We start from the raw sequence: 20,754 nt of genomic DNA, 5'->3' as shown, positions 1-20,754 counted from the left end.
ACGGGCAGCCCGGTCGGTTCGGGTTAAACGCGCTGAAAAAAACTTCAGCGGTGATAACGCCGCACCACGCTGCTGTTTTTCAGCACATGGCCTTTGATTTTTTCCAGCAATTGCGCGCGGGTCAGGCCGGCGGGCAAGGCGTCTGGCGCGAGGTCGAGCGCGTAGAGCTGGATGATGTAGTGATGGGAGCTGTCGCCGACCGGCGGGCAAGGGCCGATGTAGCCGGTGGTGCCTTTGCTGTTGCTGCCACCCACGCCTTCGAGGGCGGATTTGGCGCCGACACCGGCCGGAATCTGGCGGGTCGCGGGTTTGATGCCGTAGTGAATCCAGTGATCGACACCCAGGCCTTTCTGACCGTCCGGATCGTGCATGACGATCGCGTAGCTCAACGTGCCCGGCGGGGGCGCGGTCCAGCTCAACGCCGGGGACTGGTTCTTGCCGCCGCAGCCGGCTGCATCGCTGGCCGCCGCCGAAGTGAACAGGCGGTTGTCCGAAACGCCGGGAATGCTGACGGTGAAACGTTCCGCGGCCTGCGCCGGAAACTGCACGCAAAGGGCGACGGCGACGGCCGCCAACCAAGGGTTCAGAGAGGTCAATCGGGTCATACCGGAGCACCTTGTGCGGGTGGGGCCGTGGGCGGCGTGCAAACTATAGCCGGACCGTTCGTGCGGTGGCAGTGGGAATTGGCTGAACCTCAGGATAAGCGCCAAACTCATAAGTGAAACGCCTGCCTGGAGAACAATCATGGCACTGCACCGCGTTGCCCGTTTTGCCGATGTTCCCGACAACCGAGGCCTGGAAGTCCGGATCGGGGACACCAAAATCGTCTTGCTGCGCAGTGGCGATGAATTGCGCGCCTATCAGGGTGAATGCCCGCACGCCGGGGCGCCGCTGGCCGAGGGCGCGCTGTGTCACGGACGCCTGATTTGCCCGTGGCACAAGGCAGCGTACCGGATAGAAGACGGCGCGCTGTGTGAGCCGCCATCGCTGGACAGTCTCAAGCGCTATCCCCTGGAAGTGCGCGACGACGAAGTCTGGGTCGACGAAAACCCTCTTCCCGATGCTCACTCCCCACCGGCCGATGATGAACGCACGTTTGTGATTATCGGCGCCGGCGCGGCGGGCACAGCGGGTGCGGCGGCGCTACGCGAAAAGGGTTTCGGCGGCCGTGTGCTGCTGATCGACCGCGAACCCGAGGCCGGTTACGACCGCACCGTGTTGAGCAAATTCGTGATCGCCGGGGAGATGCCGCCAGAGGAAGTCCCGCCGCTGCGCGATGAAAACTTTTATCGCGAGCAGCGCATCGATCGGATACGCGGTGAAGTGGTGAGCCTGGATGCCAAGGCCCGGACCGTGCAGCTCAAGGATGGCCAGACATTGACCTATGACGCCGCGCTGATCGCCACGGGCGGCACACCCAAATCGCTCGATTTACCTGGCGCCGAACTACCACAAGTGTTCTTGCTGCGCTCGAAAGACCAGGCACAAAAAATCCTGGCCGCCGCCCAGCCAGGCCAACGGGCAGTGATCATCGGCGACAGCTTTATTGCAATGGAATCCGCGTCGGCGCTACGCGAATACGGTGTGGACGTCACGGTGCTGGCCCGCCACGAGGTGCCCTTCGCCAAGCAGTTCGGCGAAACGGTCGGCAAAGCGATTCTTGCCCGCCACGTGGCCCACGGCGTGGTGTTTCACACCGACAGCGAAGCCGCGCAGATTGAGGGCACAGACAAGGTTGAAGCGGTGAAACTGAAAAACGGTCAGCGTTTGCCGGCAGATTTGGTATTGGTCGGCATTGGTGTCACCCCGGAAACCGGATCGTTCAAGGATCTGCCCATGGAAAAAGATCATTCCCTGAAGGTCGATGGCGGCATGCGCGTGACCGAAGGGCTGTGGGCGGCCGGCGATATCGCGACCTTCCCGCTCAACGGCCAGCCGCAACGGATCGAGCATTGGCGCCTGGCACAACAGCACGCACGGATTGCGGCGATGAATATGCTGGGCGGCGACGAGCATTACCTGGATGTGCCGTACTTCTGGACTTGGCACTTCGGTAAAAACTACGACTACCTGGGGCATGCCGAGACTTGGGACGAGGTCGAGTTCAAGGGCGACCCGTACCACCCACCCTTTATCGGCCTGTTCGGCAAGAACGGCGTGGTGACCGCCGCCATCGCCTGCGATGAAGAGCGGGCGATGGCGATGCTGGCCGAGCGAATGAAGCAGCCGCTGCCTGTTGACGAGGCGTGGCGGCTGATTCGGGACGTCTAGGCGTTACTGGGCGACTTCGGCACCACCAAGCTTGCTCATGACGAAGCCGACAAACTCTTCAACGGTCATTTTCTGGCCGTTGAATTCCACCTGTTTATTGGCGTAGTGCAGCTTGGTGACGATGTTGGTGCCATCCAGTTTGGCGAACTGCGTGCCGACCGCCATGGCGCCGAACATGTCGGCAGTCGCCGTGGCCTGATCGGCGATGACCTTGGCGTCGGTCTGACCGTCGATTTGCCCCTGGACACTCAGCAAGTCGACCAGCATCGGCTTGGATACCTGGATATTGACGTCCAGCAGCGCGATCAGCTGTTGGGTCAATTGATCCGGTGGCAGGTCCATGGATTGCGGTTTGGTCAGGTCGAGCACCAGGTTGGCGCGGCTTTCACCGTTGGCGGTGGTGAACGAAAGGTTCTCCAGCGCAACCTGCGGACCGGCTGCCAGCAGTTTCTCCAGACCGGTTTTGACCTGGGCCTCTTCGGCCGGAGTCAGCACCAGCTCGGGTGCCGGCTCGCCAGCGGCAGCCGCTTCGGCGGCAGCTTTTTCGTACGGTTGCAGTTTGGTCTGGTAAATCTGCATCAACGACATGGTTGCCGGGATGTCGAGGTTCTTCAGGCTCATGGCCATCTGCGCCGAACCCACCGGTTTGCCGTTCAACGACACTTCACCGATCTTGTAATCGGCACGCCCGGAAGCGCTGGTGCCCGACTCCTCGGTCTGGTTCTTCATTTCGAATTTCTTGATGCCCAACACCGACTGCTGCGCGCCGAACGTGGTTTTGCTGTCGGTCAGTTCGACGGTGTTCTCGCCGGTGTAATAGCCGTAGGTACTTTTGACGAGATTGCTGGCCAGGGTCAGGCCGCTCAATTCGACTTTTACCGGTGTCTGGTCTTCAGCCACGGTGGTCAGCGTGAAGTTGTCCATGTAACCGTTGGCTTTGACTTTCTGCGCCTGGGCGTTGGCCGCGACATCGAGGTTCAGACCGGAGAATTTCAGGTGGGACTTGTCGTCCAGCGCCACATCCAGCGGCAGCAATGCGAGGGTGCCGTTGGTGGCATTGTCGTAGCCGATATTGACCACGCCGGTGAGCGGCGATTTGTCCTTGGCGGCGGCAAACCACTTCTCGGTGACCGGGGTCTTTTCCAGCTCGTAATGACTGGTGGCCAGGACTGGCAGCCACTTCAGCGATACCAGGCGCGAGAACGGCAGCGGGCCGTGTTCGATGCGATCGACGAAGAGCAGTTCGACCGGCGCCTCGCCGAACATCTCACCCTCACCCTTGAGGCGGTAATGCGCGGTGCTGCTGAACACGTGGCGCTCAAGCGACACCAGCTCCAGCGACGCGGTGCCGTTGGAACCGACCAGCGCGGCTTGCAGTTCCTTGTTGGCGTCGGCGATCGAGGTGTTCAGTACCCCTTCGAGTTTGGTGCCGGTGAACCAGGCACCGCCAGCGCTGATTGCACCGATGGCCACGACAATTCCAAGAAGCACGCCTGCTGATTTATTCATGAATGACCCGATCAATGTCCGTTGTTTGAGGTGTGGTCGTCTTCCCTGAACCCATGACGGGCTACGGTCACGACTGCGTTTAAAGTGCGATGGAGATTAGCATCAGGCGCACCGGGGGGCCCAATGTTTAAAGGTTAAAGAGTGTCTATGGACCGCGGCGAGGGTTTGAGAGTTTCGGCGGACATACAATCGCCTTCGCGGGCAAGCCTCGCTCCTACAGATTCAGCGCTGAACCTGTAGGAGCGAGGCTTGCCCGCGAAGGCGTCCGCTCAGGCAACATCCATTCAGGAATACTGAACCTCAATCTCATCCAGCTGATGATCAAAACTTTTCAGCCGCGCGGTCCACGTATAAACCAGCACTTCAAAGTCCCGATTGATCACCGCGCCGCCCGTCACATCCGCGCGCGGGTCGCAGAAGTCCAGCTGATAGCGCTCGCGGGCCATGGCGGAGGCGACATCGGAGAGTTCACGGGCGTTGTTCAGCCAATGCCAACCGTCCTCGGACACTTGCTTGTCCAGGGCCAGGCATTGCTTCTTCAAGGTTTCGAGGCTTTTTTCCAGCGGCGTGCCGGTCAGTTCGCCCATGACTTCCTGAAAGGTACGCCCCGGTTGCCAGTAACTGCCCCAGAAATACCGGTCGAACACCGTTTCGACCCGACGCAAAGCGACCTTGGTGTCCCAGATCAGCACCAGCGTCTTGCCTTGTTCCAGTTGTCTTTTCTTGATGCGCTGGCCCTGGAGCGAAGCCCAGGCCACCACCACGATGGCCATCACGGCAATCAGCGCGGCGGCGCTGTCGAGGAACACCAGCGCCTTGTCGATCTGGTGAGCCAGCATGATGCCGTAGAAATAGGTGGCCGACAGCAACACCAATGCCGCAATAGCGCACCAGAAGCCGGGAGCATAAGGGTTTTTCATTATTAGAGTCCCCATGACCAACGCGAGCCGTGATTGATGAGTTCGACGCGCGACCTCATCAAGTCAAAGCATAGCAACGGCCTCAGGGTTTGCTGGTGTTCGTGGCTTGCGTTCGTCCGCTTTCCCAGCCACCGCCCAGTGCCAGGAACAAATCGATCTGGCTCATGGCAACCTGGGTGTTGGCGGAGGCCAGTTGCGCCCGTACGTCGGTGTAGGTGCGCGTGGCTTGCAGATCGGCCAGGAACGATTCACGACCGGCGGTGAAAAAGCGGTGGGTCTGATCGGCCGCCAGTTGCGCCGACTGTTCGGCATCCGCCAGCGCATCGCGGCGTTGCAGCAGCGCGGAGTACTGGGCCAGACCGGTCTGGGTCTCGCGGATGGCGTTGAGCACCACGCCATCGAAGTGCGCCAGCGCGCCTTGGGTCGTCGCTTCGGCCTCGCGGATTCGCGCCCGGGAGCCATTGGACGGTACGGTCCAGGTCAGCAATGGGCCAAAGCCCCAGCGGTTGGTCGCCGGTTTACCGAGATTCTCCAGAATCCCGACCGTGCCGACGGTCGCGCCGATGCTGATGTCCGGGTACAACTCACCGGTGGCAATGCCGATACCCGCAGTCGCGGCGGCCAATCGACGCTCGGCCTGACGCACGTCCGGGCGACGCTTGAGCAATGTGGCGCCGTCACCGACCGGCAACAGTTGCGCAATTTTCGGCAATTGCGCGCAGTCGCTGGTGCCGGCCGGCAATTGGTCGACCGGTTTGGCCAGCAACATCGACAAACGGAACAATCCCGCCTGACGCGCCGCTTCATAACGCGGCATGTCGGCGCGCAGGGATTTGAATTGGGTTTGCGAGCGGGTGACCTGGGTTTCATCGCCACGCCCGGCGTCGCGCAAACGCTGGATCAGCGTGGTGCCCTGGGCTTGCAGGTCGAGGGAATGCTGGGCGATTTCCTGTTCTTCGTTGGCCGCGCACACTTGGGTGTAGGCGCGGACAACGTCGGCCACCAAGGTGATTCGCGCCGTATCCGCCGCCGCTTGCGTCGCATCGGCATTGGCCTTGGCGGCCTCGATGCCGCGCTGCAAGGTGCCGAACAGATCGAATTGATACGAGGTGGTGATGCCGATATCACCGACGTTAGCCACGGGGACTTTTTCCGGCAGCAAGAAGGCTTCGCCGGACTCCTGCAGACGCTGGGCGCCGAGCTTCACGCCGCCACTCCAGCCACCCGCGGCCTGGGCTTCGTCGACCTGAGCGCGGGCGCGGGAGAGGTTCGCAGCGGCCACGCGCAAATCGGTGTTGGACGCCATGGCCTGTTGCACCAACTGGTCCAGACGCGGGTCTTGATACAGGCGCCACCAGTCGCTGGGCACCGGCGCGGAAACCACATTTTTGCCGTTCACCGCCAGGTCGCCCTGCAGGTCTTCACGGTGGACGGCGGCTTCATCCGGCAAGTGATAATCCGGCCCGACCACCTGACACGCCGACAACAGCAGGCCTAATCCGGCAACCGCCAAACCCGAGGTCCTGCTCATTTGCCCGGCTCCTGCTGCTGATCGTCGATGATCGACACCGTCGCGGTGCGCCCGGCAATCATGCGGAAGTCGGCCGGCACGTCATCGAAGGCGATCCGCACCGGAATCCGCTGCGCGAGTCGCACCCAGCTGAACGCCGGATTGACGTTAGGCAACAGGTTGCTGCCGCTGCTGCGGTCGCGGTCTTCGATGCCGGCGACAATGCTCTCCACGTGGCCGCGCAGACGAGCGCGGTCGCCGATCACCCGAATGTCGACGCTTTGGCCAACGTGAATACCATCGAGTTTGGTTTCCTCGAAATAGCCGTCGATGTGAAACGAATTGCTGTCCACCACCGACAACACCGGGCGCCCGGCGGTGACGAATTCCTGGGCACGCGGCGCACGGTCGTTGACGTAGCCATCGACCGGGCTGCGGATGGTCGAGCGGTCGAGGTTGAGCTGGGCGCTGTCCACCGCCACCTGCGCTTCCATCAACGCCACTTCGGCGCGGGCCACCCGCGATTGGCTTTCTTCCAGTTGCTCGCCCGGCACCAGGTTGCCGAGTCCGCGGTTACGCTTGGCTTCGCGTTGCGCTTGCGCCAGGGTTTCCTGACGGTCGGCGACCGCCGCCTTGGCTTGGCGCAGCGCCAGTTTGAAACGGTCCTGATCGATGCTGAACAGCACCTGGCCGCGCTTCACCAATTGGTTGTCGCGCACCTCGACTTGCTGGATCAGGCCGGACACGTCCGGGGCGATCTGCACGATGTCGGCGCGGATATGCCCGTCGCGGGTCCACGGGGCGAACATGTAATACATCACCATGCGCCAGACCACGACGACCGCGAAGCTCACGATCAGTAGCGTCAGGACCACACGGCCGAGGGTCAAAAAAGGTTTTTTCATGTCATCAGGTATCGACTGAGTGAGTCCACGGCGCCGAGCAGCAAAGCGTAGAGAGCCACGTTGAACAATGCCCGGTGCCAGACCAGACGGTAAAAGTGCAGGCGCGTCAGCAACCCGTGCACCAGCAGGTAAATCACATACGTAATGCCCATCAGCACCAGCAGCGTGGGCAGGAACACCCCGCTGATATCCAGGTCACCGATCATAAAGGCGCTCCATCGATGCCATGGGGAAGCGGTTCTTCGAGGTCGCCGGCGCCGACGAATTCAACGCCGGGAAGCAGTGCCAGACGCAGACCGCTCAACGCGTGCAGCAGGTGCAGACGGGCGCCGTCATCGCACTCGCGGTTGAGGGCGCGACGCGTGCGGTCCATGGTCATCAACAACGCACTGGGCGCCGGCAAACGCTCGCCCGCCTTGAGGCAGGCTTTGAAATACTCGCCGACTTCGTTCACCACTTGATGCAGCAGCACCTGCGGCACGCCGAGCACACGTGGTGTGTAGGCGAGCAGGTCGAGCAGGTTCAGCGCCACGCGTACTTCCCGTAGCGCGATGCCGGTGTCCTGGCCGGTCATGACCAGCCGCGGCAAATGCTGCATCAGGCGATCGAGGATCTGCACGCCTAACTGCCGGTGTTCGGCCAGCGAGGCGGGTTCGGTGAGGCTGACGATGTCACGCCAGCTGAAACGGGTCAGGCGCTTGGCCGCCAATTCCGCGCCGAACGGCCGCGCAATCAGGGTCCAGATAAAGGCGAACAGCAAACCGACCGGGCCGGCCAGGTTGGAGTTGGCGAAGCTGAGGAAATCCGCGTCGTAGGCACCCTGGATACTGATGAAAGATGAGGTGTTGACCAGCGTCAGCAACATGCCCAGGTAAAACTGCGGCTTGACCGTCAGGGTGCCGATGCAAATGAACGGCACGGCGAACGCCAGCACCAGCATCGGGAAGTCATGCAGGTTGGGCAGCACCAGAAACAGGTAAAGACTGGCGAACAGCACCGACATCGCCGTCCAGAAGAAGAACCGGTAAATCTGCGGCGCCGGGTCGTCCATCGAGGCAAAAAAGCTGCACGCCACCGCCGCCAGAATCACCGCGCTGCCACCGTCGGTCCAGCCGAGCAGAATCCACAGCACCGAGGCGACGATGATCGCGGTGACCGTGGACGCCGCCGAATAAAGCATCAGCCCGCTGTCGAGAAACGGCGACAGGCGACCGAGGCGCCAGTGCCGATACACGGCGCGCCAGCTGTCCTGGCTTTCGCACTGAATGGCGTATTGCAGGCTGCGGCAGTCTTGCCACAAATCGATCCATTCGCCGAGACGATACAGGGCGTTGGAGAACAGTAATTGCTTGCGATCATCCAGCGCTTCGGCGGACGGTTGCAGCGCTTCGAGCTGATCTTTCAGCGCTTGCCAGCGAGCGAGGTCGGCATCTTTGTGGTTGAGCCATTCAGTGGTCGCCGCCAGCAACGGCGCGAACTTATCCACAAGCTCTGGTGTGCGGCGTTCGAGGGCGTAGAGCGCATCGTCGAGGGCATCGATCACCGGCAGCAAATGAATCATTCGCCCGCGCAGTTCCTTGGTATTGCGCACGGTTTGCGGACGCGCGCCCTCGTGGGGCAACTGGCCGATCATCAATTCGAGCGTGTTGAAGGTTGCGACCATCGACGCGCGCAGTGCGCTGACTTCATCGGGCTGCACGTTGCGGCTGAGGAAGCGCAGGCTGTAGGTCGAGGCATCGGTGAACCATTTGTTCACCGAATCGTTGAATACCGGCGCCAGGCGCCGTGGCCAGAACATCGCACCGACCACTGCCGCGACGGCGATGCCGAGGAAGATTTCTTCGGTCCGCGCCTCGGCCACATCCCACACCGCCAGCGGGTTATCCACCACGGGCAAGGCGATCAACGGCAGCGTGTATCCGGCAAGCATTAACGCGTAGCTGTTGGCGGTGCGCAGGTGCAGCGACAGGAACAGCAGAATCCCGGTCCACAGCGCGATGACCACCACCAGCACATAGGGGCTCTGAACAAACATCGGCACGAAAAACACCGCCGCCGCCGCACCGAGAAACGTACCGACTGCGCGGTACAGCGCCTTGGAACTGGTCGGGCCGACGAAGGGGCTGGAAACGATGTAGACCGTGGCCATCGCCCAATACGGACGCGGCATTTGCATGAGCATGGCGATGTACAACGCGATCATCGACGCCGCGAAAGTCCGCACACCGTAGAACCAGTCTCGCGCCGGGGGAACGCCGGTAAAAAATCCGCTCAAGGGTTCACCACCGACGGAGCGTTGGCCGCCTCAAACGCTTTCAATACCCGCAGCGCCGCTTCCAGATCACTCGGGGCGATCCCTTCCAGCACTTCATTGCGCAAGCGCACCAACTCGATTTCAACCGCCTGGACCAGCTCCCGACCGGTGTCGGTCAGGCTCAGGCACTTGGCGCGACGGTCATGCGCATCTTCGGTTCGACGGACGTAGCCGGCATGACACAACTGGTCGAGCAGACGCACCAGAGAAGGGCTCTCCATCCCGGCCGCCTGCGCGACCGTCACCTGCCGCACACCCTCGCCCAGACGCCCGATCATCAACAACGGAACGGCGCAGGCTTCGGATATTCCATAGTTGACCAGCGTGGTCTGGCAGATCTTCCGCCAGTGCCGGGCGGCCACCACCATGGAGCTGCTGATGTTCATCTGGAGAGCGTCGATATTTTTTGACACGGGCGAAAAGACACACTGTTAGTTTGCTAACTATCAATATGGCATTTGAGGGGAAAGTTGGTCAAGTTTTGAAACAATTTAGCAGCCATCTGTCGCGAGAGGCATTACCGAGAGTGAACGTACTGAAGATGTATACTTCATCAGTACGATGAATCGAGGATAGCGCTATGTCAAAACAAGCCGTTTTTACGATGAAACTTGAACCTGAACTGCGTGAACAGTTCATGGCCGAAGCAGAAGCTTCTCATCGCCCTGCCTCGCAAATCGTCAGGGAAATGATGCGTCAATTCGTTCAAACCCAAAGAGAGTCACGTGAGTACGAAGCGTTCTTGCAACGCAAAGTCGACAGCGCACGTGTTTCCATGCGGGCTGGCGAAGGCCTGACAAATGATGAGGTTGAAGCGCAATTCGCAGCCAGGCGTGAGCAGGCAATCAAAAAAGGATGACGATAATATGGACGCCGGAAGCAGCACAGGATAGTGCAGACATTTGGGATTACTTGCATTCGCTCAACCCAATAGCAGCTCTCGATATGGACAACCGCTTCAAGGATGTGATATCCCGCATTTCCCGGTTTCCTGAAAGCGGCCCTTTCAGGTACTCGCGAGTTAATCCCCCATCAAAGCTATCGCTTGGTTTACCAGCTCGAATCTGATGCAGCCTGGATACTCGCGCTGGTCCACACATCCCGACAGTGGCCACCCGAGAGTTGAGTTGTTACACCCCCCGCCCCTTCCTCAGCAGCACATTCAACTGATCCACCACCTCCGCCCAATCCGCGTCATCCAGAATCTCGTCGCGCAAAAACGCTGCCTGACTCTCGGTCCAGAAAAAGGCGTCTGCCAGGTGCAGTTCCGGTTTTAGTGGTGAATGGGTGGCGATGAATTGGTCGATGCTGATCGCGTCGCAGTCCAGACCAAGTTGTTTGAACAGGGAGGGGAGGCTGTGGGTTGGGGATTCCATGTCGGGGTCCTTTTTATGGCAAATGATGGGTGACTGCTGTGCAGTCAATCGCGGGCAAGCCGCGCTCCCACAGGAATGGCGAGATCCCTGTGGGAGCGTGGCTTGCCCGCGAAGGCGATGTGACGGACGCCGCTAAACTCAATTACTCAACTCCCGCACCTCCGCACGCGGAACCAGTTTCAAATACTCCGGCACGCTCATGTGCACCAGATTGTTGTGGTTGCCGGCCTCCAGGTAGATGTCTTTCTGCCGGGTCAGCAAGGGGTCGATGACCATGTCCATGCCATAGGACTCACCCAAAGCCGGCACTGCGCCGCGCTCGCAGTCTTCGAACAGATGCGCCAGGGTGCTTTCCCGGGAGACCTGCCATTCGCCACTACTGCGTACTTTGCTCAGGTCCAGGTGACGGCTGGCGGGGAGTACGGCCATCAGGTAATGACCGTGGTGATCGTCGAGGATTACCGACTTGGCCACCCGTTCGGCAGGAATGCCCGAGACCCGCGCGGTCTCCAGGCTGCTGGCCGAGTGGGGGTGGGTGACAATGTCATATTCGCATTGAGCCTTTTCCAGGCTTCTCTGCACGGTTCTTGCCATACGCATGATGCACCTCGGTGTCCGCAAACAGTATGTGACGGACGATGGGTTAACACTTTTCTCTGTACTGAAAGTCTAGGCCTGTCGCCGCATTCCAGTGGGAAATCTGCCCACCGGAACATCGTCGACAACTGATCAAAATTCGTACAACTCATGGCTCGACTAGACTGTATTTAGCGATGGGCGTTAACGGTACTGCGGACAACAGGAATCAACGCGGTGCTCTCTGGCTCATCGCGAGCAAGCTCGCTCCTACACGGAGGGTCAAGTGAACACTCGTTGCTGTGCAGTGGCGTTGCTGTTGGCCTTGAGCGGATCGGCGTTCGCGGCGGACACCCTCGTGCTGATTCCCAACCCCATCGGGATCTGGCTGATCACGTTCGGCATCGCCTTTCTGATCGCCGAGGCCGCGTTGCCCAATTACGGCGTTATCGGGTTGGGCGGGATTGTGATGTTCGTCATCGGTGCGGTGATCCTGAGCAACACCGAAGTGCCAGTCCCGTTGATGATCGGCCTCGGCCTGATCAGTGCGTTGTTGTTGATATTCCTGGTGATCCACGCCCTGAAAACCCGACCGCGCCAGACCGTCAGTGGCGATGCCGGGCTCGTGGGCAGCGTGGCTCCGGTGATGTCGTTGCAGCCCGGCAATGCCTGCAACGGCTGGGTGCACCTGCAAGGAGAAAAATGGCAAGTGCTCAGCGCCACGCCACTGGAAACCGGGCAACGGGTCCGGGTGGTGGCGCGCCAGGGATTACTGCTGCAAGTGGCCGCGGCTGACGCGGCGCCGGGTGGAGAATAACCATGGGCCTGCAACTGGGTTTTGTCGCGCTACTGCTGTTGGTGATTGCGCTGGCGGGATCGACCTTCCGCATCCTGCGCGAGTACGAACGCGGGGTGGTGTTCCAGCTCGGCCGTTTCTGGCAAGTCAAAGGCCCCGGCCTGATCCTGCTGATTCCAGTGGTGCAGCAAATGGTCCGCGTCGATTTGCGCACCGTGGTGCTCGACGTGCCGCCGCAAGACGTGATCACCCGCGACAACGTCTCGGTCAAGGTCAACGCGGTGCTGTACTTCCGCGTGCTCGACCCGCAGAAGGCAATCATTCAGGTCGAAGACTTCCTCATGGCCACCAGTCAGCTGGCCCAGACCACCTTGCGCGCAGTGCTCGGTAAACACGAACTCGATGAGCTACTGGCCGAGCGTGAACGGTTGAACATCGACATCCAGCAAGTGCTCGATGCCCAGACCGACGCTTGGGGTATCAAAGTGGCCAACGTCGAGATCAAACACGTGGACCTCAACGAGTCGATGGTCCGCGCCATCGCCAAGCAGGCCGAAGCGGAGCGGGAACGCCGGGCCAAGGTCATCCACGCGGAAGGTGAATTGCAGGCCTCGGAAAAGCTCATGCAGGCCGCCGAAATGCTCGGCCGTCAGCCGGGCGCCATGCAGTTGCGGTACATGCAAACCCTGAGCTCGATTGCCGGGGACAAGAGTTCGACCATCGTCTTTCCGTTGCCGATCGAATTGCTCAAGGGCATGGCCGATTTGTCGCAAAAACCTTGAAGCGGTGATGACCTGTGGCGAGGGGATTTATCCCCGTTGGGTCGCGAAGCGGCCCCGGCGCCCGGCCAAATAGAATGAATTGTCCGTACGGGCGACTGCTTCGCAGTCGAACGGGGATGAATCCCCTCGCCACAGATTCTTGCCCACTGAAGAATTTCTTAAGGGAACAGAATGCCGCCAGGATAAAGTCGCGATATGGAAACTCGAAGAAAAAGAAACCGACGTCCATATCGCAATAAGCATGTATCGCACCGCAGCCAGACAAGCGGACATTCACGTCGCTGAGCGCATACAGCAATTCGTTCTGGTGTCCGGAGATACCGACATGACTCCCGCACTGCGAGCGATCCGAGAGGACTTCCCTCAAGTGACCGTTGGCGTCGTTCTTCCATGTCGGACCGGGTTCAAGCGCTCTCCACCCGGCTCGCTGATAGAGCATTCCCACTGGATGCGCCGAGTCGTCTCGCCAGAAGAGCTGCATGCACACCAGTTCCCGAACCGAGTCCCCACCCACAAGGCACCCGCGATCAAACCGGATTATTGGTAACGCCATCCCCCACCGGATACACCGACTCCCACCCCCCACCCAACGCCTTGTACAACCCGACCATCGCCAGCGACACCCCGGTCGAACTCTCGACCCACTGCTGCTGAGTCGCCAGTAACTCGCCTTGCACGGTGAGGACGTTGACGAAATCCACCACCCCTTCCACGTACTGTTGTTGCGCGGTACGCAAGGCGATCTGGTTTTGGCGTACGGCTTCGGCGAGGCTGTCGCGGCGCAGTTGGCTGGCGTTGTAGGCGGTCAGCTGGTCGTCGATTTCATGCCAGGCCCGCAGGACGGTTTGCTGGTAGGCAATCGCGGCTTCCTGTTGCTGGGCTTCACGCAAGTTCAGCACGCCGCGCAGGCGCCCGCCATCGAACAGCGGCAGGCTGAATTGCGGGCCGATGCCGAACGCGCGCGAGCCCCAGGAGCCGAAATCGCTCAATTGCATCGCTTGCGAACCGATATTCCCCGACAGGGTGATGCGCGGATAGAAATCACCCTTGGCCACACCAATGTTTGCCGTGGCGGCATGCAGGCGAGCTTCGGCCTGACGGATGTCCGGGCGACGTTCAGCCAGTTGCGATGGCAGGCCGATGGCGACCTGGCGCGGGGTTTGCGGCACGGGCGCGTCTGTGGATAACTCGGCATGCAGCGCCTGGGGCGGTTCGCCCATCAACAGGCTCAGGGCATTGATCAGTTGCGACTGACGTTGTTCCAGCGCCGGCAGCCGCGATTCGATGGCCGCGACTTGCGCGGCGGCTTCGGCGACATCCAGGTCAGTAGCGACGCCATCAGCCAGGCGCAGCTGCGACAGTTTCAGGCTATGGCGAGCGACGTCGAGGTTCTCTTCAGTGACGGCACGCGTACTTTGCACGCCGCGTAGCTGAATGTAGTCCTGGGCCGTCTCGGCAAGAACCGACAGCAGCACACCGCGCTGGTCGTTTTCCGCGATTTCCAGCGTGGCATCCGCCGCTTCGGTTTCGCGGCGCACCCGTCCCCAGAAATCCAGCTCCCAGGAGGCCGAGAAACCGGCATCCCACAGATTGAATGCCGAATTACCATTGTTCCCCGACGGATCGCTCAGCCCTTCGCCACTGTTGCGTTTACGCCCATAGCTGCCTGTGGCGGCGGTGTTTGGGTAGCGGTCCGCGGTGACCACCTGGCGCGCGGCGCGGCTTTGCTGCAGACGACTGCTGGCGAGTTTCAGGTCGAGGTTGTCGGTCAGGGCACGCTGGGTCAGGGCCGAGAGTTTCAAGTCGTGGAAGACTTCCCACCAGCGTTCTTCCATTGTGTCGACGACGGCTTGGCTAGCGGCGGCTTTTTGTGGTTTGGACCATTCGCTGATTTGTGCTGCCTGCGGTTTCTGAAAGTCCGGGCCGACGGTGCAGGCGGTGAGGCCCAGGACCAGTAAGGCGCAAAAGGATAGTTGAGGCAGCCGGCCTCTTCGCGAGCAAGCCCGCTCCCACAGGGAGTCTCCGTTTGGGCAGTGATTGTGTGTATTGCACAACCCCAATGTGGGAGCGGGCTTGCTCGCGAAAGCGTCAGAACAGTCGACGAAGATGTTCATCGTTGCGCAACCTCATGCTCACCGTTGTCGGCGGTATCAATACTCGCCTCCACCGACATCCCCACGCGCAGCCGTTCGGCCAGCACTTGCCCCGGATCCAGAATGATTTTCACCGGAATCCGCTGCACAACCTTGGTGAAGTTGCCGGTCGCGTTATCCGGTTTGATCGAAGCGAAAGTCACCCCGGTCGCCGGGGCAATGCTCTCGACGCGACCGCGCAACGCTTCGCCGCCAAGGCTGTCGACGCGCACCTGCACACGCTGCCCCGGTTGCACGTCGGTCAGTTGGGTCTCCTGAAAATTGGCGACCACATACGCCTGCGTCAGCGGCACCACCGCCAGCAACTTGCTGCCCGGCGTGACATACGCGCCGACACGCACGGCGCGCTCGCCGACCATACCGTCCTGAGGCGCGACGATGCGCGTATAGGACAGCTCGAAGCTGGCCATTTCCAGCGCCGCTTGCGCCCGCTTCAATCCACCGTCTGCCGCATCGCGCTGGGCGATGAGGATGTCCACTTGCTTGCGTTCCGCCGCCAACACCGCGGTCGCATTGGCCAACCGGGCAGTGGCCTGATCGATACGCGTGCGGGCTTGCTGAGCGTTCTGCACCGTACCCGCGCCAACGCCGGCGAGGTGGTTGTAGCGATTCAATTCATGTTCGGCGAATGCCATTTCTGCCTTGGCCGACACGACCGTGGCTTGGGCCTGAGCGATCACCGATGTCTGGCGCTCAAGGGTCGCACGAGCATTTTGCAACTGCGCCCGCGCCACCAGCGTTTCGGCGTCGGCGGCCTGGGCAGCGGCGCGCAAATCCCGATCATCGATCAGCGCCAGCAATTGCCCGGCCTTGACCTGCTGATTGTCTTCCACCAGCACGTCCTTGATGAATCCGGCCACACGAGGCACCACCAGGGTGAAGTCCGCGGAGACAAAGGCGTCATTGGTGTTCTGTTGTGTGCGTTTGCCGAACATCCCCGGCGCCAGCAGATAAACCAGCACGCCGACCGCCACCAGGGCGGCGACGCCCACGGCGACTTTTTTCGTTGTTTGAGTCGTCATAAAAACCTTCTGTTTCAGTGGAGCAATCAAGTCGGTGCACGCGGCGGATAGATCCGCGTCGGCAGCCAGAAAATCAGCAGGATCAGCGCCAGGGCGACACCGGTCATGCACAGATAAAGGTCCGATGCGGTCAGCACTACGGCCTGCTCATGCAATCGATGGGCGAGCCCCGCGCTGTCTCTGTCGGCCAGCGGCGAATTGCCCAGACGGTCCACCAACATGGTGGAATGAAAGTGCAGCCGCGATGTGGTCAGCGCGTCGATCACGCCCGTGGCGATCACCGCCGACAGGCCTTTCACGGTGTTAAACCAGGCGGACGCGAACGGCCCTTCCATCGGGCTGATGCTGCCGGTCGAGAGCATCAACAACGGCAACACCGCCATCGGTTGCCCGAAGATTTGCAGCAGTTGCAGCACGTAGAAATCGTCGCGAATCCACACTGACGTCAGCTGCGAACCGCCGATGCACGACAGCGCCAGCATGCTCAGGCCGATCCCCAGCACCCAGCGGCAATCGATCCAGCGCAGGTTGCACAGCGCCGCCACCAATGGCAGCGCGATCAACTGCGGCAACGCTGCCAGCAGCATGATCGGTGCGGTCTGCACCGGGCGATAACCCTGCACCTGCGCCAGGTAACTGGACGGAATGATGATCACCGCCAGCAAAATCACCAGCACCCCAGCGAGGGTCAGCAAGGCGAACGACAGGTTGCGGATGCCGAGCATCTGCATCTTGAAAAACGGGATCGGCTGCGACCATTCGTTGATCAGAAACAGCACCAGCAACACCAGCCCGCCACCGAGCAATCCGCAGATCAGGCTCGACTCGAACCAGTCCAGCCGGTTGCCCTGCAGGATGCCGATCACCAGCATGCAGATCGCCGGAAAACCCAGCAGCACACCGCGCCAATTGAATTGCTTGAAACGCTCCAGGCGCAGCGGGTCCTGGGGCAAGCCGTAGGCCACGGCGGCCATGGCGATCAGGCATGGCGCGATGATTTGCCAGAAGGTCCATTGCCAGCCGACATGCTCGGTCCACAACCCGGCCAGCGGCGTGCCGAGCCCGGGGCCGAACGTCGCCGTCAGGGCATAACCGGCCAGGCCGTAGAGCTTCACGTTGGCCGGCAAGAAGCGCAGGGCGACGGTCATCAGCATCGGCGGCAACGCACCGCCCGCGAGACCTTGCAGGGTGCGCATCAACAACAGGCTTTCGTAGTTCGGGGCGAAGGGGCACAGCACGCCCAACAAGGTAAACACGCTGATCGCGCAGAGGGTGAAGCGTCGCAACGAGAACGTCACCGCACACCACGGTGCAAACGCCATCGCAGCTACCGAGGTTGCGGTGTAACTGGCAACGAGCCAGGTGCCTTCGTCATAGCCGATGGCCAAGGCGCCACGGATGTCGGCGAGGGCGACCTTGGTCACCATTTCGTTGAGGCCCGACACCAGCACCGCCAGCAACACGCCCACCAGACCGATGATGATCCGCGGGCCGAAGACCGGTGGCGTCATGGCGGCAGGACTGGCCGCGGCGAGAGGTGCCGGGGCCGTGAGGGAAGTCATGGACTGCAAGCTCCGGGATTGAATTCCGAAGCATTTTAAGAAGCGTGGAAGCTGACGAAAATCAACTTATTGGCAAGTTATAAGTGCGTTTCATGCAGCAATACATATCCCTTGTGGGAGCGGGCTTGCTCGCGAATACGGCGGCACATCCAGCATCTATGTGACTGACACACCGCTTTCGCGAGCAAGCCCGCTCCCACAAGTATCAGGTCGGTTGCGCAGCCAGCCACGTCTCGTCGCAACACGCCTTGAGCGTTTCACGCATCCAGCGATGCGCCGGGTCTTTGTCGAAACGCGGGTGCCAGGCCTGAGTCAACATCAGGGTCGGCAACGGGATCGGCAGCGTGAATGAACGCAGCTTCAACCCCAGGCGCCGCACGCTCAGCAGCGCTTCTTTGGGCACCGGCAGAATCAGATCGGAATCCGGCAATGCAAACATCGCCGCATGGAAACTCGGCGCGATCACCGCGACCCTCCGCTCCAGCCCCAAGGCGTTGAGCGCTGTATCGATCGGGCCGCGGGCGATGCCGCGACGAGACATGCTGATGTGAGAAAACCCGGCATAACGTTCGGCGGTGATTTCTTCATCAAACAACGGGTGGTCGTCGCGCACCAGGCCGACAAAGTGCGTGGAGAACAGGTTCTGCACCTTCACTTCCGGCATCAGCGGCCGGTTGTTGCTGACGCTCAAATCGATGCGTCCTTCACGCAACGCTTCGTCATCCCCATCGCCCTCCGGGACAAAACGCAGTTCGCAGTGCGGCGCCTGTCGCTCCATCGTGTCGAAGAGCTTGCCGCCGTAGACGCCCACAAAGAAATCGTTGGCGCGAATGCTGAAGCGTCGACGCAAACTGCCCAGTTCCACTTCATCGGCCGACCGGAATAGCAGCGCGGCCTGCTCCACCAGATCCCGCACCTGTTCACGCAATGCCAGCGCCTTGGGCGTCGGTACCAGGCCACGGCCGGCGCGCACCAGAATCGGATCGCCGATGGCCTCGCGGATTCGTGTGAGCGTGCGGCTCATGGCCGCCGGGCTGAGGTTCATCCGCCGCGCGGCGCCCACCACGCTGCCTTCGTCGAGCAAGGCGTCGAGGGCGACCAGAAGATTCATGTCCGGGAGTTGCATGCTGAGCACTCGTGGCTGATCTGGATTGATTCATACGCAATGCTAGCAAACATCCTTGAAATGATGTGGTGACGGTCCCGGCCCCTTCGCGGGCAAGCCCGCTCCCACAAGGATCTTCAGTGGATGCAGAACCTGTGGGAGCGGGCTTGCCCGCGATGAGGCCTGACCAGACACCACAAACCTTAGCGCTGCATCCCCCACCGCTTAACCGTCACCCGCTCCAGCGTATCGAACACCAGATTCTCCACCAGCAACCCAATCAAAATCACCACCGCCAATCCGGCAAACACCTTGTCGGTGTACAGCTCATTGCGGTTCTGAAAGATGTACCAACCCAATCCCCCCTTGCCACTGGTCGCACCAAACACCAGTTCAGCCGCGATCAACGTGCGCCAGGCAAACGCCCAGCCGATTTTCAGCCCGGCGAGGATCGATGACAGCGCCGCAGGAATCAGGATGAACAGCACGAAACGCATGCCCTTCAAACCGTAATTGCGCCCGGCCATGCGCAACGTTTCCGAGACGCCCAGGAACCCCGCGTAAGTGTTCAACGCCAACGCCCACAGCACCGAATGCACCAGTACGAAAATCAGGCTGTTCTGCCCCAGCCCGAACCACAACAGCGCCAACGGCAACAACGCAATAGCCGGGAGCGGGTTGAACATCGAGGTCAGTGTGCTAAGCAGATCGCGACCGAACTGCGTCGACACCGCCAGCGTGGTCAGGGCAAACGCCAGGGCGATGCCGATCAGGTAACCCTTGAGCAACACCACCAGCGAAATCCACACCTTGCCCAGCAACTCGCCGCTGAGCAGGCCGCCATACAACGCACTGCCGGTTTGCAGAAAACTCGGCAACAGCAGGTCGTTGTTCTGGAGGCGGGCCACCACTTCCCACAGCACCGCGAGCAAAATCAGGATCAGGCTTTTGCGAATCCAGCCCTGTTGCCACAGCCGTTGACCCAGGGGCAACTCACGCTCGAGCGGTACGCTGGTCAGCGGCTGCAAAACGGTTTCAAATTCTTCACGCGCAGATGATAACTGGCTCATCGGGCACTCCTCTCAATGGCTCAGTAAGCGATGCGAATGTCGGAAAAATCCAGCTCGCGCGCGGTTTCCGGCGACTGGCCTTCATCGAACAGCAACCGATGAATCTTGCGCGCCGACTCCTGAAACGCGACGCCGCCGAGGCTGTGTAAATCGTATTGATGGCTGTGGACTTCCGCCCGTACCCGGCCGGGATGCGGCGACAGCAGCAGGATGCGATTGCCCACCACCAGCGCTTCTTCGATGGAGTGCGTGACGAACAGCAGCGTGAAGCGCACCTCTTCCCAGAGCAGCAGCAATTCTTCCTGCATCTTGCGTCGGGTCAGCGCATCGAGGGCGGCGAAGGGTTCGTCCATCAACAGGATTTTCGGCTGCATCGCCAAGGCCCGCGCAATGGCAACGCGAGCCTTCATGCCGCCCGACAAGGTGTGCGGATACGCATCGGCAAACGCCGCGAGTCCAACCTTCTCCAGGTAGTGCAGCGCCCGTTCTTCGGCCTCTTTGCGCTTGAGGGTTTTCGACGCCAGCAGTGGAAACATCACGTTCTGTTTGACGGTTTTCCACGGCGGCAGTTGATCGAATTCCTGAAACACCACGATCCGGTCCGGCCCCGGCGCATTGACCGTTTGCCCTTGCAGACGGATCTCGCCCTCGACGGGCTGAATGAATCCGGCAATCGCCTTGAGCAAGGTCGACTTGCCGCAACCGGACGGACCGAGCAGCACAAAGCGGTCCGCCGGATCGATTTCAAAACTGACTTGGTGGGTCGCTCGAACCACACGTTGCGGCGTGCGGTATTCGAGGCTGACGTTGTCGACCGACAGCAGCGCCTGGGTTGTGGCGTTCGGTTTGCTGACCGTGTGGCCTTGCAAAGGGGCATTCATGA

21 protein-coding genes and 1 pseudogene are annotated in these 20,754 nt (G+C 61.0%); 6 read left to right on the top strand and 16 right to left on the bottom strand.

Features of this window, described 5'->3' with window-relative positions; all coding sequences use genetic code 11:
• Nucleotides 1-44: 44 nt before the first annotated feature.
• Nucleotides 45-605: a YbhB/YbcL family Raf kinase inhibitor-like protein gene (locus tag J2Y86_RS18720; protein ID WP_253434578.1), complete on the bottom strand. Its 561-nt coding sequence runs from the start codon at nt 603-605 to the stop codon at nt 45-47.
• A 139-nt stretch (nt 606-744) separates the two neighbouring features.
• Here J2Y86_RS18720 and J2Y86_RS18715 point away from each other — a divergent pair, with 139 nt between their 5' ends.
• Entirely contained in the window at nt 745-2,271 is a 1,527-nt protein-coding gene (locus J2Y86_RS18715) for an apoptosis inducing factor family protein (RefSeq protein WP_253434575.1), read from the top strand.
• Between the two features lie 3 nt (nt 2,272-2,274).
• Here J2Y86_RS18715 and J2Y86_RS18710 read toward each other — a convergent pair whose 3' ends face one another.
• From J2Y86_RS18710 to J2Y86_RS18680, 7 genes are all read right to left on the bottom strand, one after another.
• Nucleotides 2,275-3,780: a YdgA family protein gene (locus J2Y86_RS18710; protein ID WP_253434571.1), complete on the bottom strand. Its 1,506-nt coding sequence runs from the start codon at nt 3,778-3,780 to the stop codon at nt 2,275-2,277.
• 284 nt (nt 3,781-4,064) lie between these two features.
• Nucleotides 4,065-4,700 (bottom strand): NADH:ubiquinone oxidoreductase subunit N, encoded by a 636-nt coding sequence (locus J2Y86_RS18705; protein WP_253434569.1) that lies wholly within the window; start codon nt 4,698-4,700, stop codon nt 4,065-4,067.
• A gap of 82 nt (nt 4,701-4,782) precedes the next feature.
• Entirely contained in the window at nt 4,783-6,231 is a 1,449-nt protein-coding gene (locus tag J2Y86_RS18700; RefSeq protein ID WP_253434554.1) for an efflux transporter outer membrane subunit, read from the bottom strand.
• Nucleotides 6,228-7,115: an efflux RND transporter periplasmic adaptor subunit gene (locus J2Y86_RS18695; RefSeq protein ID WP_253434540.1), complete on the bottom strand. Its 888-nt coding sequence runs from the start codon at nt 7,113-7,115 to the stop codon at nt 6,228-6,230. The genes J2Y86_RS18700 and J2Y86_RS18695 overlap by 4 nt, the downstream gene beginning before the upstream one ends.
• Nucleotides 7,112-7,321: a DUF1656 domain-containing protein gene (locus J2Y86_RS18690; RefSeq protein WP_008034684.1), complete on the bottom strand. Its 210-nt coding sequence runs from the start codon at nt 7,319-7,321 to the stop codon at nt 7,112-7,114. Before J2Y86_RS18690 ends, J2Y86_RS18695 begins: the two co-directional genes overlap by 4 nt.
• A complete protein-coding gene (locus J2Y86_RS18685; protein ID WP_253434535.1) occupies nt 7,318-9,390 on the bottom strand; it encodes an FUSC family protein in 2,073 nt (690 codons plus the stop codon). The genes J2Y86_RS18690 and J2Y86_RS18685 overlap by 4 nt, the downstream gene beginning before the upstream one ends.
• Nucleotides 9,387-9,815: a MarR family winged helix-turn-helix transcriptional regulator gene (locus tag J2Y86_RS18680; RefSeq protein ID WP_008034693.1), complete on the bottom strand. Its 429-nt coding sequence runs from the start codon at nt 9,813-9,815 to the stop codon at nt 9,387-9,389. Before J2Y86_RS18680 ends, J2Y86_RS18685 begins: the two co-directional genes overlap by 4 nt.
• A 194-nt stretch (nt 9,816-10,009) precedes the next feature.
• Here J2Y86_RS18680 and J2Y86_RS18675 point away from each other — a divergent pair, with 194 nt between their 5' ends.
• Both J2Y86_RS18675 and J2Y86_RS18670 read left to right on the top strand, forming a co-directional pair.
• Entirely contained in the window at nt 10,010-10,288 is a 279-nt protein-coding gene (locus J2Y86_RS18675) for an antitoxin of toxin-antitoxin stability system (protein WP_253434532.1), read from the top strand.
• Nucleotides 10,285-10,497 (top strand): type II toxin-antitoxin system RelE/ParE family toxin, encoded by a 213-nt coding sequence (locus J2Y86_RS18670; RefSeq protein ID WP_437180666.1) that lies wholly within the window; start codon nt 10,285-10,287, stop codon nt 10,495-10,497. The genes J2Y86_RS18675 and J2Y86_RS18670 overlap by 4 nt, the downstream gene beginning before the upstream one ends.
• 62 nt (nt 10,498-10,559) lie before the next feature.
• On the opposite strand, the gene J2Y86_RS18665 is transcribed toward J2Y86_RS18670, so the two are convergent.
• Together J2Y86_RS18665 and J2Y86_RS18660 are read right to left on the bottom strand one after the other, a co-directional pair.
• A complete protein-coding gene (locus tag J2Y86_RS18665) occupies nt 10,560-10,805 on the bottom strand; it encodes a DUF2789 domain-containing protein (protein ID WP_253434530.1) in 246 nt (81 codons plus the stop codon).
• 138 nt (nt 10,806-10,943) lie between these two features.
• Entirely contained in the window at nt 10,944-11,405 is a 462-nt protein-coding gene (locus J2Y86_RS18660; protein WP_253434527.1) for an aminoacyl-tRNA deacylase, read from the bottom strand.
• 262 nt (nt 11,406-11,667) lie between these two features.
• Here J2Y86_RS18660 and J2Y86_RS18655 point away from each other — a divergent pair, with 262 nt between their 5' ends.
• From J2Y86_RS18655 to J2Y86_RS18645, 3 genes and pseudogenes are all read left to right on the top strand, one after another.
• Nucleotides 11,668-12,198, top strand: a complete 531-nt coding sequence (locus J2Y86_RS18655; RefSeq protein ID WP_253434524.1) for an NfeD family protein — start codon at nt 11,668-11,670, stop codon at nt 12,196-12,198.
• A 2-nt stretch (nt 12,199-12,200) separates the two neighbouring features.
• Nucleotides 12,201-12,959: a slipin family protein gene (locus J2Y86_RS18650; protein ID WP_253434521.1), complete on the top strand. Its 759-nt coding sequence runs from the start codon at nt 12,201-12,203 to the stop codon at nt 12,957-12,959.
• A gap of 175 nt (nt 12,960-13,134) precedes the next feature.
• Nucleotides 13,135-13,506: pseudogene (locus tag J2Y86_RS18645) on the top strand (NYN domain-containing protein); the annotation flags it as partial.
• Here J2Y86_RS18645 and J2Y86_RS18640 read toward each other — a convergent pair.
• From J2Y86_RS18640 to J2Y86_RS18615, 6 genes are all read right to left on the bottom strand, one after another.
• Nucleotides 13,487-15,073: an efflux transporter outer membrane subunit gene (locus tag J2Y86_RS18640; protein WP_253434517.1), complete on the bottom strand. Its 1,587-nt coding sequence runs from the start codon at nt 15,071-15,073 to the stop codon at nt 13,487-13,489. The pseudogene J2Y86_RS18645 and the gene J2Y86_RS18640 overlap by 20 nt on opposite strands.
• Entirely contained in the window at nt 15,070-16,134 is a 1,065-nt protein-coding gene (locus J2Y86_RS18635) for an HlyD family secretion protein (RefSeq protein WP_253434515.1), read from the bottom strand. The genes J2Y86_RS18640 and J2Y86_RS18635 overlap by 4 nt, the downstream gene beginning before the upstream one ends.
• Before the next feature lie 26 nt (nt 16,135-16,160).
• Nucleotides 16,161-17,696 (bottom strand): MFS transporter, encoded by a 1,536-nt coding sequence (locus J2Y86_RS18630; RefSeq protein WP_253434512.1) that lies wholly within the window; start codon nt 17,694-17,696, stop codon nt 16,161-16,163.
• Nucleotides 17,697-17,901: 205 nt separating this feature from the next.
• Nucleotides 17,902-18,822, bottom strand: a complete 921-nt coding sequence (locus tag J2Y86_RS18625; RefSeq protein ID WP_253434510.1) for a LysR family transcriptional regulator — start codon at nt 18,820-18,822, stop codon at nt 17,902-17,904.
• 182 nt (nt 18,823-19,004) lie between these two features.
• Complete coding sequence (locus J2Y86_RS18620) at nt 19,005-19,871, bottom strand: ABC transporter permease (protein ID WP_253434507.1); 867 nt, start codon at nt 19,869-19,871, stop codon at nt 19,005-19,007.
• Between the two features lie 20 nt (nt 19,872-19,891).
• Complete coding sequence (locus tag J2Y86_RS18615) at nt 19,892-20,752, bottom strand: ABC transporter ATP-binding protein (RefSeq protein ID WP_253434504.1); 861 nt, start codon at nt 20,750-20,752, stop codon at nt 19,892-19,894.
• Between the last annotated feature and the right edge of the window lie 2 nt (nt 20,753-20,754).

It is taken from the genome of Pseudomonas migulae (genome assembly GCF_024169315.1).
Classification (GTDB): domain Bacteria; phylum Pseudomonadota; class Gammaproteobacteria; order Pseudomonadales; family Pseudomonadaceae; genus Aquipseudomonas; species Aquipseudomonas migulae_B.
Note: the sequence above shows the minus strand (reverse complement) of the source record. Positions and strands in the feature narration are given on the sequence as shown.

What these genes read in the sequence shown, in the direction of transcription:
- J2Y86_RS18720 (WP_253434578.1), bottom strand. Translation starts at nt 605, where the DNA reads ATGACCCGATTGACCTCTCTGAACCCTTGGTTGGCGGCCGTCGCCGTC.
- J2Y86_RS18715 (WP_253434575.1), top strand. Translation starts at nt 745, where the DNA reads ATGGCACTGCACCGCGTTGCCCGTTTTGCCGATGTTCCCGACAACCGA.
- J2Y86_RS18710 (WP_253434571.1), bottom strand. Translation starts at nt 3,780, where the DNA reads ATGAATAAATCAGCAGGCGTGCTTCTTGGAATTGTCGTGGCCATCGGT.
- J2Y86_RS18705 (WP_253434569.1), bottom strand. Translation starts at nt 4,700, where the DNA reads ATGAAAAACCCTTATGCTCCCGGCTTCTGGTGCGCTATTGCGGCATTG.
- J2Y86_RS18700 (WP_253434554.1), bottom strand. Translation starts at nt 6,231, where the DNA reads ATGAGCAGGACCTCGGGTTTGGCGGTTGCCGGATTAGGCCTGCTGTTG.
- J2Y86_RS18695 (WP_253434540.1), bottom strand. Translation starts at nt 7,115, where the DNA reads ATGAAAAAACCTTTTTTGACCCTCGGCCGTGTGGTCCTGACGCTACTG.
- J2Y86_RS18690 (WP_008034684.1), bottom strand. Translation starts at nt 7,321, where the DNA reads ATGATCGGTGACCTGGATATCAGCGGGGTGTTCCTGCCCACGCTGCTG.
- J2Y86_RS18680 (WP_008034693.1), bottom strand. Translation starts at nt 9,815, where the DNA reads ATGAACATCAGCAGCTCCATGGTGGTGGCCGCCCGGCACTGGCGGAAG.
- J2Y86_RS18675 (WP_253434532.1), top strand. Translation starts at nt 10,010, where the DNA reads ATGTCAAAACAAGCCGTTTTTACGATGAAACTTGAACCTGAACTGCGT.
- J2Y86_RS18670 (WP_437180666.1), top strand. Translation starts at nt 10,285, where the DNA reads ATGACGATAATATGGACGCCGGAAGCAGCACAGGATAGTGCAGACATT.
- J2Y86_RS18665 (WP_253434530.1), bottom strand. Translation starts at nt 10,805, where the DNA reads ATGGAATCCCCAACCCACAGCCTCCCCTCCCTGTTCAAACAACTTGGT.
- J2Y86_RS18660 (WP_253434527.1), bottom strand. Translation starts at nt 11,405, where the DNA reads ATGCGTATGGCAAGAACCGTGCAGAGAAGCCTGGAAAAGGCTCAATGC.
- J2Y86_RS18650 (WP_253434521.1), top strand. Translation starts at nt 12,201, where the DNA reads ATGGGCCTGCAACTGGGTTTTGTCGCGCTACTGCTGTTGGTGATTGCG.
- J2Y86_RS18640 (WP_253434517.1), bottom strand. Translation starts at nt 15,073, where the DNA reads ATGAACATCTTCGTCGACTGTTCTGACGCTTTCGCGAGCAAGCCCGCT.
- J2Y86_RS18635 (WP_253434515.1), bottom strand. Translation starts at nt 16,134, where the DNA reads ATGACGACTCAAACAACGAAAAAAGTCGCCGTGGGCGTCGCCGCCCTG.
- J2Y86_RS18630 (WP_253434512.1), bottom strand. Translation starts at nt 17,696, where the DNA reads ATGACTTCCCTCACGGCCCCGGCACCTCTCGCCGCGGCCAGTCCTGCC.
- J2Y86_RS18625 (WP_253434510.1), bottom strand. Translation starts at nt 18,822, where the DNA reads ATGCAACTCCCGGACATGAATCTTCTGGTCGCCCTCGACGCCTTGCTC.
- J2Y86_RS18620 (WP_253434507.1), bottom strand. Translation starts at nt 19,871, where the DNA reads ATGAGCCAGTTATCATCTGCGCGTGAAGAATTTGAAACCGTTTTGCAG.
- J2Y86_RS18615 (WP_253434504.1), bottom strand. Translation starts at nt 20,752, where the DNA reads ATGAATGCCCCTTTGCAAGGCCACACGGTCAGCAAACCGAACGCCACA.